Raw genomic sequence first — 14,208 nt, forward strand, 5'->3', positions numbered from 1 at the left:
CTCAGGCTCCGATGGCCGGACCGATGGTCGGCCAAGAGGCGTGCAGGGTGTCCTGCCAGTACGACCAGGAGTGGGTTCCGGTCGGGCTGTAATCGACCTCGGCCGGGATGCCGAGGGAACGCAGCCGCTGTTCGAACGAGATGACGCAGTTGTTCACGCCGACCTCGACCGGGCCGCCGAGGACGATGTTCTCGCCCAGTTGGGGTTTGACCTCGGCCTCGTGCGGACCGGGTAAACCGGTGCCGGTGGAGAGATAGATCGTCTTGCCGCGCAAGCGATCCGCGAGCGCCGCCGCATCGTGTTCGGCCCAGGCCGGGCTGCCGGGACCGCCCCACATGTTCACCGGGTCGCCGCCGCGGTTGGCGATGGAGAACATCACCGCGCCCATGGCCAGAGTTGTGTCGGGACAGGCGCTGTAGCCCGCGATCGCCCGGTACAACTCGGGATGGCGGGCGGCGAGGATGAAGGCCGCATTGCCGCCCATGGACAGACCGCCGATGGCATTGACGCCATTGCCGTATCGGGCGTCGATGATCGGCGGCAACTCCGCGGTCAGGAAGGTTTCCCACTGGTAGCGGCCGAATTTCGGATCGTCGCGCTGCCAGTCGGTGTAGTAGCTGGCCTGGCCGCCGACCGGCAGCACCACATTGACGTTCTTGCCCCGGAAGAAGGATTCGGCGTCGGTGGCATTGGTCCAGGTGCTCTGGTTGATGCCAGGATCGAGGCCGTCCAACAGGTAGAAGGACGGATGCGAGCCGCCGCCCGCCGGGTGCAGAACATCGACTTGGATGATCCGTCCCATCGATGGCGATTCGATGAACAGCGCCGAGCGCGTCGTGCTCAGCTCATCGATCCGATCGATCCGTGCGGCCGATGCCGTGCCCGGCTCGACGAGCATGGGCCCCGTCAGGGCGGTCGCAAAGGCGAGCACCGCAACAGCAATCTTCGTTCGCCGCACGAACCTACCTCCGTCACCGCATGACAATGGCCTTCAACGTAACTCACGTCGAGACGTTGGAGAAGAGATTCGTTATCCGGCGTTTCCGCGGCAAACCTTCCGGTAGGTAATAACTTTCACGGCAGTCGCAGCCCGGCCCGGCGACGGCTCAGCGCCCGAGCGCGCCGCGGATCGAACTCGCCAGATAGTCCAGGTCAGCGCGGTGCGGACTGGTCGACCGCCCACGTAATCCGAACCCGTCACCCGGTGTCCGCGGAATGACGTGCAGGTGCACATGGAACACTTCCTGACCTGCGGTCACTCCGTCGGCCAAGAAGAAGTTGACGCCATCACAGCCCACCTCGCTGTCCCGCAGCGCCCCCGCCAATTTCTGCGCCACCTGGAACAACTTCCCGCCGACCGCCGGATCCAATTCCGCCAGATTCCGTGCCGCCACCTTCGGCACCACGAGTAAATGCCCCGGCGTCATGGGCCGAATATCCATGAACGCCACCACATCATCGTCCTCATACACCCGGCTGGCCTCGGCCCGCCCAGCCACAATGTCGGCAAAGATCGTGTACGGATTCACGCCGATCACTATGGCCGATCGCTAGAGGATCGGCGAGGGGGTGTAGCGAGCGGCGTCGGGGTACTGGTCCACCAGCTTCTGGACGGCGGCGACCACATCGGAAACCTGGGCTTCGGCCGCGCCGATGAAGGCGGACTTGTCGGCCAGGGCGGCGTCCAATTCGGCGCGGTCCAAGGGGAAGCGGGAGTCGGCGGCCAGGCGGTCCAGCAGGTCGGGTTCGCGACCCTGTTCGCGCATGGCGAGGGCGACCGCTACGGCGTGTTCCTTGATTACCTCATGGGCGGTTTCGCGGCCCACCCCGGCGCGCACGGCGGCGATGAGCATGCGGGTGGTGGCGAGGAAGGGCAGGTAGCGGTCGAGTTCGCGGGAGATGACGGCCGGGTACGCGCCGAATTCGGTGAGCACGGTGAGGAAGGTTTCGATCATGCCGTCGATGGCGAAGAAGGCGTCCGGCAGCGCGACACGACGCACCACCGAGCAGAAGACATCGCCCTCATTCCATTGCGCGCCAGCGAGTTCGGCGGCCATCGAGGCATAACCGCGCAGCACCACCTGCAGGCCGTTGACGCGCTCGCAGGAGCGGGTGTTCATCTTGTGCGGCATCGCGGAGCTGCCGACCTGGCCGGGCTGGAAGCCCTCGGTGACCAGCTCGTAACCCGCCATCAGCCGGATGGTGTGCGCGAACGACGACGGACCCGCACCGACCTGCACAAGCGCCGACAGCACATCGTGATCGAGCGAGCGCGGATACACCTGGCCGACACTGGTCAGCACATTCGCGAAACCGAGATGCCGCGCGACCTGCTGCTCCAGCGTCGCGAGCTTGGCCGAATCGCCGCCGAGCAGATCGAGCATGTCCTGCGCGGTGCCCATCGGACCCTTGATACCGCGCAGCGGGTAGCGGTCGATGAGCTCCCGCAGGCGGGTCAGCGCGATCAGCAGCTCGTCGGCGGCGGAGGCGAACCGCTTGCCGAGCGTGGTGGCCTGGGCGGCGACATTGTGCGAACGACCCGCCATCACCCGCGTGTGGTACTCGGCGGCCCGCTCGGCCAACCGCGCCGCCACCGCGACACCGTGCGCGTGCACATGCTCGAGCGAGAGCCGGATCTGCAACTGCTCCACATTCTCGGTGAGATCGCGGCTGGTCATGCCCTTGTGCACCTGCTCGTGCCCGGCCAGCGCATTGAATTCCTCGATGCGCGCCTTCACGTCGTGGCGGGTGACCCGCTCACGCTCGGCGATCGAAGCGAGATCCACCTGATCGATGACCCGCTCGTAGTCGTCGATAACGCCGGCGGGCAGCTCGATGCCGAGTTCGGACTGCGCCCGCAACACCTCCAGCCACAGCCGCCGCTCGAGCACGATCTTGTTCTCGGGCGACCAGAGATGCACCAACTCGGGGCTGGCATACCGGGTGGCAAGGACGTTCGGGACGAGGCTCACGTCTTGTCAGTCTAGTGTCCGGAACCTGTCGACCTGCTGCGGCGTCGCGGGCGCGACGATATCGATGACCTCGAGCAACGCACCGCGCGCCATTCGCCTTGGCTCCGGGTCCATTTCGCTCAGCGCCGCCACCACCGCCCCGTCGACCACCGCGACCATCCTGCGCAACTGCTCCGCCCGAACCGCCCGATCGGAGCGGCGCAACACATCGGCGAGCAGCTCGTCCAGCTGCGCCCTTAGTCGGAGCTGGACTTCCCGCAGTTCCGGATGCCGCGCCGAGGCCACCGAACGCTCATAGCGCGCGATGAGCTGCCCGCGTGCCCCCTCGTCGCTTCCGTCCGACCCAACCAGCAGGTCCAACACCAGGTCGACGGTCGCCTCCGCGCCGCGTCTGCGGTGGCTCACCTCGCCGACCCGGCGCCGCATCGCGTCCAGCTCCGCATTGCCGCTGAATTCGACCGCTCGCGCGATCAGATCATCGAGCGACTCGAAGTAGTACGTCGTCGACGCCAGCGGAAGGTCGGCGCGCGTTGCGACCGAGCGATGCCGCACCGCATCGAATCCGCCTTCGAGTAACAACTCGGCGGCGGCCGCTACCAAAGCCTGGCGACGCCGTTCGCCTTTCGGGGTCGTCGCGGTTATCACCGTGCCATCGTGCCAGTCATCATCAGCTCATCCGTGCGAAATCAGAGGAAACCCAAAGAGTGAAAGCCCAGCCATCGTTGTTTTACCGCATCTGCTCGTTCATGGTGCCGAACTGTGCAAACTTGTTGTCGGACAGCATGATCAACCACGCAGATAGTGACCCAGCCGAACGAGTGCCGCCTCGATGTCCGCGGTAGCTCCGGCGAAGGAGAACCGTACCGTCCGGTGCCCCGCCGCGGTATCGAAATCGATTCCGGGGGTCAAGGCGACTCCGGTGTGGTCGAGCACCTCGGCACACCACTTCCGGGAATCGTCGGTGAGGTGGCCGATATCGGCGTAGGCGTAGAAGGCGCCGTCGGCCGGGGCCAGCTCGGTGATGCCGAGCTTGGGCAACCCCTCCAGCAGCAGTTGCCGATTCACGGCGTAGCGCCGGACGTGACCGTCGAGTTCCTCCTTGGCCTCGGCGCCGAACGCGTGTAGCGCCGCGAACTGCGAGACCGCGGGCGGACACACGGTCATATTGGATGCGAGTCGCTGCAGCGCGGGTCGCAATCCGCTCGGCGCCAGCATCCAACCGAGCCGCCAGCCGGTCATCGAGAAGTACTTCGAGACCGAACCGATGACCACGGATTCGCGCGAGGTCTCCCAGGCCGATGATGTCCGGCCGCCGCTGCGGCCCTGATAGGTGATGCCGTGGTAGATCTCGTCGGAGATCAGCAGGGTGTCGTGCGCATCGCACCAGCGGGCCAGCGCGGCGAGTTCATCCGGATCGATCATGGTGCCGGTCGGGTTGGCCGGACTGGCCACGATCAGGCCCGCGGGCGGCTCCGGGAGCGCCTCCAGCATGGCGACCGTCGGCTGGAATCGAGTCTCCGCACCGCAATCGAGTTCGATGACGCGACAGCCCAGGGCGGTGAGGGAGTTGCGATAGGCCGGGTAGCCCGGCCTGGCCACCACGACGGTGTCCCCGGCGTCGAATGCGGCCAGGAAGATGAGGGTGAACGCGCCGGAGGAGCCGGTCGTCACCACGACGTCATCCGGTTCCACGGCGTATCCGTAGGTATCGCGGTGGTGTTCGGCGATCGCCTCGCGCAGCGGCAGAATGCCGAATGTCTCTGTGTAACCGAGCAATTCGGAATCGATCGCCGTCTTCGTCGCGCGCAGCACCGGGGCGGGCGCCGGCGTCGAGGGCTGCCCGGCCGCCAGCACCAGCACATCGCCGTGCGTCCTGGCCCGTTCCGCGGCAGCTTTCCATACATCCATCACGTAGAAAGGTGGAATGGTCGACCGGCGAGATTCTCTGGACACCCGACGTACGGTAGACGGTCCCGCACGTCGGGTGTGCGCCGATGCTCGGCTTTTGCCGGACCGAAATGCGACCCACCCGTGGTTCGTCAGGTGCGCGGCACGCGGCGCGGGTTATGGTCGGCGTTAATGCTTGACAAGGCGCGCCGTGCGCGGCTGGACCGAGTACCCGGGGTGGGTGGCATCGGTGTCATACCCCCCGATTGGCGTGCCAAGTTGCGCGAACGGCGCGAATCCGAATTGCGTGAGTGGGCGCGCGCGGTGCTCGGCGAGTGCAAGGACGGCCTGGTCTGGCTGCGTCGGCAGCCACCGCCCGACCTGCACGCGCTGTGGGAGGACCGACCCAAACCCGACTATCGCGCGCTATTGCGCAAGCACCGGATCCTGATCGCGGGACTCTGCGTCACGGCCGTATTCGCGGCCGCCGATTCCCCGGCCACCTGGAGCGTCACCGATCGCACGCCCGGCCCGGACGAAGCGCAACGCGTCGCCTTCGCCTATCCACAGCAGACGCAGTCGACACCGCCGTCGGTGAAGCGCTATCTCAATGCCATCGCCAACGGCGAGCGCATTCGTGAGCAGGAGGTGGTCGCCGCGGCGGCCCGCGCAACGCTGGAACGCGCCAAGGCCGAGGCGGCCGCAGCCGTGTCCGGTGAGTATCAGCCGTGGATGGCGGGCAGCGCGCCGGTCACGACGGGTTCGGTGCTGCCCGGCATCACTGGCATGGTGTTACCCGCGCGCGGCGCCTTCACCTCCGGATTCGGTTCGCGCTGGGGCACTTTCCACAACGGCATCGATATCGCGGGGCCGATCGGTACCCCGATCTATGCCGTCGCCAGCGGCACCGTCATCGATGCGGGACCCGCGCAGGGGTTCGGACTGTGGGTGCGGATCCGGCACGATGACGGCAGCATCACCGTCTACGGCCATATGTACGACTTCTTCGTTTCGGTCGGCGAGCGCGTTCCGGCGGGTATGCAGATTGCTCGCATGGGTAACCGTGGTGACTCCACCGGGCCGCATCTGCACTTCGAGGTCATCGTCAACGGGCAGCACGTCGACCCGCAGCAGTGGTTGGCGGTGCACGGGCTCACGCTCGGCTGAGTTTTTGGCCGCGCGGGCGCGGCGTGTTCGCGGCCCCCTGGTGTGCGAGTCAAATGACTCACACAGAAATGCGGTCCTCGACGGCGGCGAGACCGATGTCGGTGCGAAAGTGGCTGCCCGGCAACTTGATCGAGGCAATTCGGTCATAGGCGTGCGCGCGAGCCTCGGCCAGATCCGCGCCGATGCCGACGACGCTCAGCACCCGACCGCCCGCGGAGACCAGGGCCCCGTCCTCGCGCAACGCGGTTCCCGCATGCAGCACGGCGGACGAGTCGTCGGTATTGCCCTCGCCCGCTCCGGTGATCACATCACCGACGCGGGGGCGACCCGGATAGTTCTCGGCGGCGATAACGACCGTGACGGCCGAACCGTCGCGCCAACGCGGCGCGGCGACCTCGGCGAGCGTGCCGGTCGCGGTGGCATTCAGCAATTCACCGAGCGGGCTCTCCAGCAGCGCGAGCACGGCCTGGGTCTCCGGATCGCCGAAGCGACAATTGAATTCGACGACGGCGGGTCCGTCCGCACCGATCGCCAGACCCGCGTACAGCAGTCCGGAGAAGCCGCAGCCACGCCGCACCAACTCCGCCGCAACGGGCTTCACGACATCCTCGACGATCGCGGTGACCGTCTGCCGCGGCAACCACGGCAGCGGCGTATACGCACCCATACCGCCGGTATTGGGCCCGGTGTCGCCGTCGCCGACGCGCTTGTGATCCTGCGCGGGCAGCAGCGGCACCACGGTCTCGCCGTCGACCAGGCAGAACAGCGAAACCTCTGGCCCGTCCAGGAAGGATTCCAGCAGCACCGGATGGCCCTGCTCGAGCAGTTCGGCACCGTGATCGCGTGCCGCGTGCCGGTCGGCGGTCACCACGACGCCCTTGCCCGCGGCCAGACCGTCGTCCTTGACCACCCAGGTCGGGCCGAACCGATCGAGCGCGGCATCGAGTTCAGCGGGGTTGTCCACAATCTCGCTGTGCGCGGTGCGGACCCCGGCGGCGGTCATGACGTCCTTCGCGAACGCCTTCGAACCCTCGATGCGCGCGGCCGCAGCGGACGGACCGAAGCACGCGATGCCCGCGGCCCGGACCGCGTCGGCGACGCCGAGCACCAGCGGCACCTCGGGGCCGATCACCACCAGGTCCGCGTCCAAGTCGGCAGCCAGCGCGACAACTGCCTCCGCGGAGGACTGATCGACCGCTCTGACCTGCGCGTACTGGGCGATCCCCGCATTGCCCGGCGCCGCGAACAGCGCGGTCACCGCGGGGTCCCGGCGCAGTGCCAGGACGAGGGCATGTTCACGGGCTCCGGAACCGATGACGAGTACGCGCACGGGCAACAGCTTAGGTTGTTGCCAATGGTGGCTCCCTCGCCTCCCCGGAACTTTTGCCGGTCGTTGGGTGCGTCGTAACTTCGTCCGCGGACCGGCGGTCGAGTCGCCGGCCCATTCTTGGGCGTGCCCGACGAGTTACGAATGTGCTCGCGAAATCAGTCGCCACGTTCTCGACCCCCAGCGGTGGTCGTGTGGATGATTGATGGGAGGGGGCGCGACGGCCGACCTCCACCGCGCAAAGGACGTGCTGACTATGGGTCTGATCGACGGACTGATGGGCAATGCCGGGCGGATCGATCCCGGTAAGGCGCAAGAGGAATACGCGAGACTGATGGGCGGCGGTGAGCAGGTCTACGCCGCGTATCTTCTTGTCCGCGACGCGATTCTGTTCACCAACAAGCGGCTCATCCTGGTCGACAAGCAGGGGGTCACCGGCCGCAAGGTGAGCTATCACAGCATCCCCTATCGCGCCATCACCCACTTCTCGGTGGAGACCGCGGGCACCTTCGACCTGGATGCCGAACTCTGCATCTGGATCTCGGGCACCCATGAACCGGTGCAGAAGCGGTTCAATCGCCAGGTCGACATCTACGAAGTGCAGAGCATCCTTTCGCACTACGTCGCCTGAGCACACGACCCGAGCCCGCTGGTGACTGCCGGCCGGACCCGGGTCAGCAGCAGTTCGAGGAACTGCTGGGGCTGCCAGAACGCCGCGAAGTGGTTGGCGTCCGCGATCAGCGCGAACTCCTTGTGCGGCGCCTCGACGTCGTCGAAGTAGCGGCGCGCCCTGGCCGCGGGCATCAGGCTGTCGTGTTCGCCCTGAAAGATGAAGAACGGCAATTCGAATCGCGTGCCGTCGCACCAGGCGTCGAAGTGCACGGATTCGACGCCGACCTGTTCGGAGTACTTCATGCCGTCCGCGCCCGCCTTCAGATCGCGCAGCCGATGCTGCGGCGAGAACCACATCGACGGCACGATCAGCTTCTTCAGTATGCCGGTGAGCATGGGATCGGAGCTGGTCGCCAGTTTTGCGTGCAGGCCCCACTGCTCGGCCGTCCACCGCGTGGCATCCGGCCCCATCTCCTCCAATTTCGCTGCGGCGGTGCGCTTTCCGGCTTTGCGCAACCGTTGTACAACCGCGAAGAAAGCGCTGTGGTCGGGTTCGCCGCCGGTGATGTTCTGGTCGGTGCCCACATATGCCGAGTACAACTCGGGGTGGTTGCGGGCCAGGCGAAGACCGAGCACCGATCCGAAGGAGGCGGCCAGCAAGACCACCTTGTCGGCGAGCAGTCGATCGCGCACGTGATGGGTGACCTCGAGTGCGTCGGCGTACAGCCGGTCGAACGTCATCTCGCCCTGTGCGCCGCGACCGAAAGTCTTTCCCGCGCCGCGCATATCCCACCGAACGATCGTGAAGTGCTCTTCCCACGCCCGAGTTCGATTGGCGAAGTAGGTGTTCGAGGCGCCGGGGCCGCCGTGCAATTCCAGCAGCACCGGGTTGGCCCGATCCTCGCCGCGGATTTCGATCCACTGCTCGATGCCCCCGATGGTGACGAAGCCCGCCTCCGAGATGCCGTCGGGCGTATCGATCCGGAGCGCATGAGCATTGCTGCGGCGACGCAGCTGACGGTGGGTGAGCAGGCCCGCGGGGGCGGCGACTGTCGCGGCAAGGGCGATGGTGATCATGTCGTTCCTAAACTGTGTCTGGCGGAAACTGATATGTGTACGATAGACACAGTTTGATGGCGAGGTCAACACCCGAACCACCGATCGAGAACTCCCGGCGTAGCCTGCGGTGCATGGCTTCTGTTTTCAGCGCGATCATCGAAGGCCAGCTGCCGGGCCGTTTCGTCTGGGAGGACGACGAATTCGTCGCATTCCTCACCATCGCCCCGGTGACGCAAGGGCACACGCTGGTGGTCCCCCGCAAGGAGATCGATCAGTGGCAGGACATCGACGCCGACACCTTCGCGCGGCTCAACAGCGTCGCGCAGAAAATCGGCCAAGCGGTCCGCCACGCCTGGGACGCCCCCCGCGCCGGCCTACTCATCGCCGGCCTCGAAGTCCCCCACCTCCACGTCCACGTCTTCCCAGCCTTCACCATGGGCAACTTCGACATCTCCGGCGCCAACCCCCACCCCACCCCCGAATCCCTCGACGAAGCCCAAACCAAAATCAAGACCGCCCTCCGCAACCTGGGCTACGGAACCAACGTCCCCGACTAACCCCCAAACACTCCCTGAACTTCGAGAATGTATTGAAGGAGGGGTTTTCTCGGGGTTCACGTCAACCAGCGCATGGTGATCACGCGTCCAAGGGTGCGCTCACGAGAGTCGGGACGGTGTGGTCTGAATTAGCCGCCAGTGCGGCCGAATACGAGGAACGGGCACGCCGTTGACGGCGGGCCCGTTTCACGTGAATGGGCGCGCCGAAACCGACGCGCCCGACTGGAGCCCCCTGTCAGGATTGAACTGACGACCTTCGCTTTACAAGAGCGGTGCTCTACCACTGAGCTAAGGAGGCGGACGGTGTCTTACAAAACGGTGCCCATCATAACCGGGCACGCCAGCTGCGTGACACCGGCTTTACGGTGCCACGCAGTGACGGTTCAGCAGTGGGCCCGGCGCAGTATCGGATACCGCGGGTCAGGACTGGGCGCCCTGGCGGGCCGCGTCATCGGCGGCCATTGCGTCACGCAGGCTCTTCGGACGCATATCGGTCCAGTTCTTCTCGACGTACTCCACGCACGCGGCGCGGCTGTCCTCGCCGAAAACGACTCGCCATCCGGCCGGAACCTCCGCAAAGGCCGGCCACAGCGAATGCTGTTCCTCATCGTTGACCAGAACGAAGAAGCGGCCGTCTTCGTCATCGAAGGGGTTGGTGCTCAATTTCACCTCACTGGATACTGGCGCATGTACGGGATCGCCCTTGGCTCGTCCAACGCTGTCGAGCGCCGGAAGCTCCCCGAGCGTTGTGTCGACCCTAGCAAGGCAGACGTTACGCGTAGGCAGTTACCTCAGGCCGCGAAGAAATCGAGCAGGATCTTGTTCACCGCTTCTGGACGCTCGAGATAGCCGTAGTGCCCCGCATCAGGAACTTCCAGGTAACGCGCACCCGGAATGGCCTCGGCAACCTCCCTGGACAGATACGGCGGAATCATCCGATCGTCGGCGAATCCGATGGCCAGGCACGGCACCTTGATGCCGCGGTAGGCCTGCACCCGATCGAAATCGTGGTCCATCCGGCGCTGGGCACGGATACCGGGCGTCACCGCACCGCCGGTGAATTCGAACAGATCGAGCCAGTCGCGGGCAGCGTTCGGATCGGCCATGGTCGCGGGCGACATATTCATCACCGCGGTCACGGCGGCCTCGTACTTCGCGGGCAAGCTGACCCCGCTGGCGTCGAGTTCGTGTTCGCCGAGCGAGAGCGTCTTCTGGAACTGGTCGAGGCGGCCGTGTCCGGCCATGAATACGGCCTTGCGCACCAGTTCCGGACGCGCCAGCGCGAGTTCCTGCGCCACCCGCGCGCCCATCGACGTGCCGACCACCAGTGCAGGACCCTCATCGAGCAGTTCGATGAGTCCGGCGGTATCGCCGACCAGCTGATCGATGGTCATACCGTCGGCCGCCTCGTAGGACGGTTTGATGCCGCGATTGTCGAAGGTGCAGACCCGATATCCGGCCTTGACCAGCGCCGGGACCTGATGCAGCTCCCAGACCCGGCCGGGGCTGCCGGTGCCCATGATCATGACGACCAGCGGACCTGTGCCCTTCGCCTCCGTGCCCTTGGTTCGGTCGCCCTTGACCTGGTAGTTGAGTGAAATTCCGTTCACCGTGGCCAGCGGCATATCGACCCTTTCGTGGAGTTGGTGCTGCGTTCCCACGGTATAGGGCTTCGGTTTTCGGCGAGCAGGCGAAGGGTATGACGCCGAACGTGTCGGAGGTCACCCGGATCCGGGTGCGGCATACCGCCGTGGTGGCCAGATACCATTGACTATTCGCACGTACGAGCGTACTGAGCCGGGAGGACAAGAAGATGGCCGCGAAGAGCAGCGCGAACGACATCGCGGACGACGATCTGGAACCACTCGCCGACGAGACCGCCCGTCAGGCGCAGCGAGTTGTCGCGGCCTACGCGGAGGATGCGGACGAATGCCGGATGCTGCTGGCCATGCTGGGCATCGGGCCTAACTCTCGGGGCGAGTAACCACCTCGACGTCAACGGGGCCGTCGACTATTCACAACTTCAAACGCCGAAAAGCGACGCGCAAAGGATGCGTGAGTGGACCAGATGACCCAACAGCCGTCCAAGGACTCCGAACACGCCTTTCTAGAGCCCCCATCCGAACCCGACACCACGGTGGTCCCCTCCGCCCTCGCCGAGATGAGCGGGGCCGGTTCCGGCTTCGTCGTCGTCGCCAACCGGCTGCCGGTCGACCTGGAGAAACTGCCCGACGGTTCCACCCGCTGGAAGCGCAGTCCGGGCGGTTTGGTGACCGCACTGGAACCGGTGCTCCGCAATAACAAGGGGGCGTGGGTCGGCTGGGCCGGCGTTCCCGATGTCGATATCGATCCGATCATCGAGGACGGCCTGGAACTGCATCCGGTGCCGCTGTCCGCGGAGGAAGTCTCCGAGTATTACGAGGGCTTCTCCAACGGCACGCTGTGGCCGCTGTACCACGATGTGATCGTGCGCCCGGTCTATGACCGGGCCTGGTGGGCCGCCTATGTCACGGTGAACCGGCGCTTCGCCGAGGCCACCGCGAAGGTCGCCGCCGAGGGCGCGACCGTCTGGGTGCAGGACTACCAACTGCAGTTGGTGCCGAAGATGCTGCGGATGCTGCGCCCCGACCTCACCATCGGATTCTTCCTGCATATTCCGTTCCCGCCGGTCGAACTGTTCATGCAGATGCCGTGGCGGACCGAAATCATCGAGGGTCTGCTCGGCGCCGACCTGATCGGCTTCCACCTGCCGGGCGGCGCGCAGAACTTCCTCTACCTGGCCCGCAGGTTGGCCGGCCAGCCCACTTCGCGCGGCACCGTCGGTGTGCGTTCCAAGCTCGGCGTGGTGCAGGTGGGCTTCCGCACGGTCCGGGTCGGCGCGTTCCCGATTTCGATCGCCTCGGCCGAACTCGATGAGCATTCGCGGCGCCGCTCGGTCCGCGAGCGGGCCGCGAAAATCCGAGCCGAACTCGGCAACCCGAAAAATATCCTGCTCGGCGTCGACCGCTTGGACTACACCAAGGGCATCGATATCCGCTTGGCCGCGCTGGAGGAATTGCTGCTGGAGAACAGACTGGATCCGGCCGATACCGTCATGGTGCAGCTGGCCACCCCGAGCCGTGAGCGGGTGGAGAGCTATATCCAGATGCGCGGCGATATCGAGCGCCAGGTCGGCCGGATCAACGGTGAATTCGCCAGGGTCGGCTATCCGGTCGTGCACTATCTGCACCGCCCGATCCCTCGTGACGAACTCGTCGCCTTCTTCGTGGCCGCCGACGTCATGCTGGTGACGCCGCTGCGTGACGGGATGAACCTGGTCGCCAAGGAGTACGTCGCCTGTCACAGCGGTCTCAACGGAGCGTTGGTATTGAGCGAATTCACCGGTGCCGCAGCGGAATTGCGCCAGGCGTATCTATGCAACCCGCACGACCTGAACAGTGTGAAGGATGCCGTCATCTCGGCACTGGAGGACGACCGCGATACCCGTCGCCGCCGAATGCGCTCTCTGCGCCGTCAGGTGCTCGCCCACGATGTGGACCGCTGGGCGCGCTCATTCCTGGAGGCACTGGCGCAGGACCAGGTCGCAGGCAGCGCGCTGCTCACCGACGACGATGTGTACCCGGAGTCTCGAGCGCCCCGTCGCTGACGCAACCACAACGGAGCGAGTCTTACGAGCGAGGAGTTCGCGGCCCGTCTCGCGTCCGAGTCGTCGAAGCGCATGCGACGTAGTCGCGAGTCTCGACGGCGCCGCTAGCGACTGCTTGCAGGTCGCTCGAAAAGGTCGGACGCGAGACACCAGGGGGCCGCGAACACGCCGCGCCCGCGCGGCCAAGTTCACAGCATTCACCCAGCCAAGGTCCAGACAGTTCCCAGTCGATTGCCGGACTATGAAGCAATGAGTGGTGCGCCTGCGGAGTCCACGCCCGAGGCCCGAGTGCTGGTGGTGGACGACGAACCCATGATCGTGGAGCTCCTGTCGGTGAGCCTGCGCTATCAGGGGTTCGCCGTCGATACTGCTATCGACGGGGCGCAGGCGCTGGACAAGGCGCGCACCTTCCGGCCGCAGGCACTGATCGTCGATGTGATGATGCCCGGTATGGACGGCTTCGGGCTGCTGCGCCGACTGCGCGCCGACGGCATCGACGCACCGGTGCTGTTCCTGACCGCGCGCGACGATGTACAGGACAAGGTCGCCGGACTCACCCTCGGCGCCGACGACTACATCACCAAACCGTTCAGCCTCGAGGAAGTGGTGGCGCGGCTGCGAGTTGTCCTGCGCCGCTTCGGTCATGCCGCGCCGCAGCGCGAGAGTTCACGCCTCCGGTTCGAGGACATCGAACTCGACGACGATACGCACGAGGTGTGGAAGGCGGGCGAGCCGGTTGCGTTGTCGCCCACCGAATTCACTCTGCTGCGGTACTTCATGGTCAATGCCGGGACGGTGTTGAGTAAGCCGCGCATCCTGGATCATGTGTGGCGCTACGACTTCGGGGGTGAGGTCGGTGTGGTCGAAACGTATGTCTCGTATCTGCGTAAGAAGGTCGACACGGGCGATCAGCGCTTGATTCACACGCTGCGTGGGGTGGGCTACGTGATGCGCGCGCCGAATCGCACACGCCAGTCGTAG

15 protein-coding genes and 1 tRNA gene are annotated in these 14,208 nt (G+C 65.9%); 6 read left to right on the plus strand and 10 right to left on the minus strand.

Annotated elements, in window-relative coordinates; all coding sequences use genetic code 11:
- Position 1 precedes the first annotated feature (1 nt).
- The 5 genes from ACQPYR_RS40940 to ACQPYR_RS40960 all read right to left on the minus strand — a co-directional run bounded on the left by ACQPYR_RS40940 (position 2) and on the right by ACQPYR_RS40960 (position 4,925).
- The gene (locus ACQPYR_RS40940) at positions 2-958 is read right to left on the minus strand and encodes an alpha/beta hydrolase (RefSeq protein ID WP_433625118.1); all 957 of its coding nucleotides are present in this window, start codon (positions 956-958) and stop codon (positions 2-4) included.
- Positions 959-1,106: 148 nt separating this feature from the next.
- Positions 1,107-1,529, minus strand: coding sequence for an HIT family protein (locus ACQPYR_RS40945; RefSeq protein WP_433625120.1), 423 nt, complete (start codon positions 1,527-1,529; stop codon positions 1,107-1,109).
- A gap of 21 nt (positions 1,530-1,550) precedes the next feature.
- A complete protein-coding gene (purB, locus tag ACQPYR_RS40950; RefSeq protein ID WP_433625122.1) occupies positions 1,551-2,972 on the minus strand; it encodes an adenylosuccinate lyase in 1,422 nt (473 codons plus the stop codon).
- 6 nt (positions 2,973-2,978) lie between these two features.
- Positions 2,979-3,617 carry a TetR/AcrR family transcriptional regulator gene (locus ACQPYR_RS40955; RefSeq protein ID WP_433625124.1) on the minus strand — a complete coding sequence of 213 codons (639 nt, stop codon included), beginning with the start codon at positions 3,615-3,617 and terminating at the stop codon, positions 2,979-2,981.
- A gap of 141 nt (positions 3,618-3,758) precedes the next feature.
- Complete coding sequence (locus ACQPYR_RS40960) at positions 3,759-4,925, minus strand: pyridoxal phosphate-dependent aminotransferase (protein WP_433625126.1); 1,167 nt, start codon at positions 4,923-4,925, stop codon at positions 3,759-3,761.
- Between the two features lie 126 nt (positions 4,926-5,051).
- Between ACQPYR_RS40960 and ACQPYR_RS40965 the strand changes: the two genes are divergently transcribed.
- Positions 5,052-6,026: a M23 family metallopeptidase gene (locus ACQPYR_RS40965; protein ID WP_433625128.1), complete on the plus strand. Its 975-nt coding sequence runs from the start codon at positions 5,052-5,054 to the stop codon at positions 6,024-6,026.
- Positions 6,027-6,084: 58 nt separating this feature from the next.
- Here the strand turns inward: ACQPYR_RS40965 and purD are convergent, their stop codons facing one another.
- The gene (purD, locus tag ACQPYR_RS40970; RefSeq protein WP_433625130.1) at positions 6,085-7,356 is read right to left on the minus strand and encodes a phosphoribosylamine--glycine ligase; all 1,272 of its coding nucleotides are present in this window, start codon (positions 7,354-7,356) and stop codon (positions 6,085-6,087) included.
- A 253-nt stretch (positions 7,357-7,609) separates the two neighbouring features.
- On the opposite strand from purD, the gene ACQPYR_RS40975 reads away from it, so the two are divergent.
- Positions 7,610-7,984, plus strand: a complete 375-nt coding sequence (locus ACQPYR_RS40975) for a PH domain-containing protein (RefSeq protein WP_063046650.1) — start codon at positions 7,610-7,612, stop codon at positions 7,982-7,984.
- Here ACQPYR_RS40975 and ACQPYR_RS40980 read toward each other — a convergent pair.
- Positions 7,972-9,042 (minus strand): alpha/beta fold hydrolase, encoded by a 1,071-nt coding sequence (locus tag ACQPYR_RS40980; protein WP_433625132.1) that lies wholly within the window; start codon positions 9,040-9,042, stop codon positions 7,972-7,974. The two genes, ACQPYR_RS40975 and ACQPYR_RS40980, sit on opposite strands and share 13 nt — an antisense overlap.
- A gap of 113 nt (positions 9,043-9,155) precedes the next feature.
- Between ACQPYR_RS40980 and ACQPYR_RS40985 the strand changes: the two genes are divergently transcribed.
- On the plus strand, positions 9,156-9,581 hold the full coding sequence (locus tag ACQPYR_RS40985) for an HIT family protein (RefSeq protein ID WP_433625134.1): 426 nt from the start codon (positions 9,156-9,158) through the stop codon (positions 9,579-9,581).
- Between the two features lie 223 nt (positions 9,582-9,804).
- On the opposite strand, the gene ACQPYR_RS40990 is transcribed toward ACQPYR_RS40985, so the two are convergent.
- The 3 genes from ACQPYR_RS40990 to ACQPYR_RS41000 all read right to left on the minus strand — a co-directional run bounded on the left by ACQPYR_RS40990 (position 9,805) and on the right by ACQPYR_RS41000 (position 11,206).
- Positions 9,805-9,879 (minus strand) — tRNA-Thr (locus tag ACQPYR_RS40990).
- Between the two features lie 122 nt (positions 9,880-10,001).
- Positions 10,002-10,244, minus strand: a complete 243-nt coding sequence (locus ACQPYR_RS40995) for an MbtH family protein (protein ID WP_011207082.1) — start codon at positions 10,242-10,244, stop codon at positions 10,002-10,004.
- 128 nt (positions 10,245-10,372) lie between these two features.
- Positions 10,373-11,206, minus strand: a complete 834-nt coding sequence (locus ACQPYR_RS41000; protein WP_387287424.1) for an alpha/beta fold hydrolase — start codon at positions 11,204-11,206, stop codon at positions 10,373-10,375.
- Positions 11,207-11,394: 188 nt separating this feature from the next.
- On the opposite strand from ACQPYR_RS41000, the gene ACQPYR_RS41005 reads away from it, so the two are divergent.
- The 3 genes from ACQPYR_RS41005 (at position 11,395) to ACQPYR_RS41015 (ending at position 14,208) form a co-directional block, all read left to right on the plus strand.
- Complete coding sequence (locus tag ACQPYR_RS41005) at positions 11,395-11,565, plus strand: hypothetical protein (protein ID WP_433625136.1); 171 nt, start codon at positions 11,395-11,397, stop codon at positions 11,563-11,565.
- A gap of 177 nt (positions 11,566-11,742) precedes the next feature.
- On the plus strand, positions 11,743-13,227 hold the full coding sequence (locus tag ACQPYR_RS41010) for an alpha,alpha-trehalose-phosphate synthase (UDP-forming) (RefSeq protein WP_433635382.1): 1,485 nt from the start codon (positions 11,743-11,745) through the stop codon (positions 13,225-13,227).
- Between the two features lie 249 nt (positions 13,228-13,476).
- Positions 13,477-14,208 (plus strand): response regulator transcription factor, encoded by a 732-nt coding sequence (locus ACQPYR_RS41015; RefSeq protein ID WP_433625138.1) that lies wholly within the window; start codon positions 13,477-13,479, stop codon positions 14,206-14,208.

This window comes from Nocardia sp. CA-120079 (genome assembly GCF_050955745.1).
GTDB lineage: Bacteria > Actinomycetota > Actinomycetes > Mycobacteriales > Mycobacteriaceae > Nocardia.

What these genes read in the sequence shown, in the direction of transcription:
- ACQPYR_RS40965 (WP_433625128.1), top strand. Translation starts at nt 5,052, where the DNA reads ATGCTTGACAAGGCGCGCCGTGCGCGGCTGGACCGAGTACCCGGGGTG.
- ACQPYR_RS40975 (WP_063046650.1), top strand. Translation starts at nt 7,610, where the DNA reads ATGGGTCTGATCGACGGACTGATGGGCAATGCCGGGCGGATCGATCCC.
- ACQPYR_RS40980 (WP_433625132.1), bottom strand. Translation starts at nt 9,042, where the DNA reads ATGATCACCATCGCCCTTGCCGCGACAGTCGCCGCCCCCGCGGGCCTG.
- ACQPYR_RS40985 (WP_433625134.1), top strand. Translation starts at nt 9,156, where the DNA reads ATGGCTTCTGTTTTCAGCGCGATCATCGAAGGCCAGCTGCCGGGCCGT.
- ACQPYR_RS41000 (WP_387287424.1), bottom strand. Translation starts at nt 11,206, where the DNA reads ATGCCGCTGGCCACGGTGAACGGAATTTCACTCAACTACCAGGTCAAG.
- ACQPYR_RS41005 (WP_433625136.1), top strand. Translation starts at nt 11,395, where the DNA reads ATGGCCGCGAAGAGCAGCGCGAACGACATCGCGGACGACGATCTGGAA.
- ACQPYR_RS41010 (WP_433635382.1), top strand. Translation starts at nt 11,743, where the DNA reads ATGAGCGGGGCCGGTTCCGGCTTCGTCGTCGTCGCCAACCGGCTGCCG.
- ACQPYR_RS41015 (WP_433625138.1), top strand. Translation starts at nt 13,477, where the DNA reads ATGAGTGGTGCGCCTGCGGAGTCCACGCCCGAGGCCCGAGTGCTGGTG.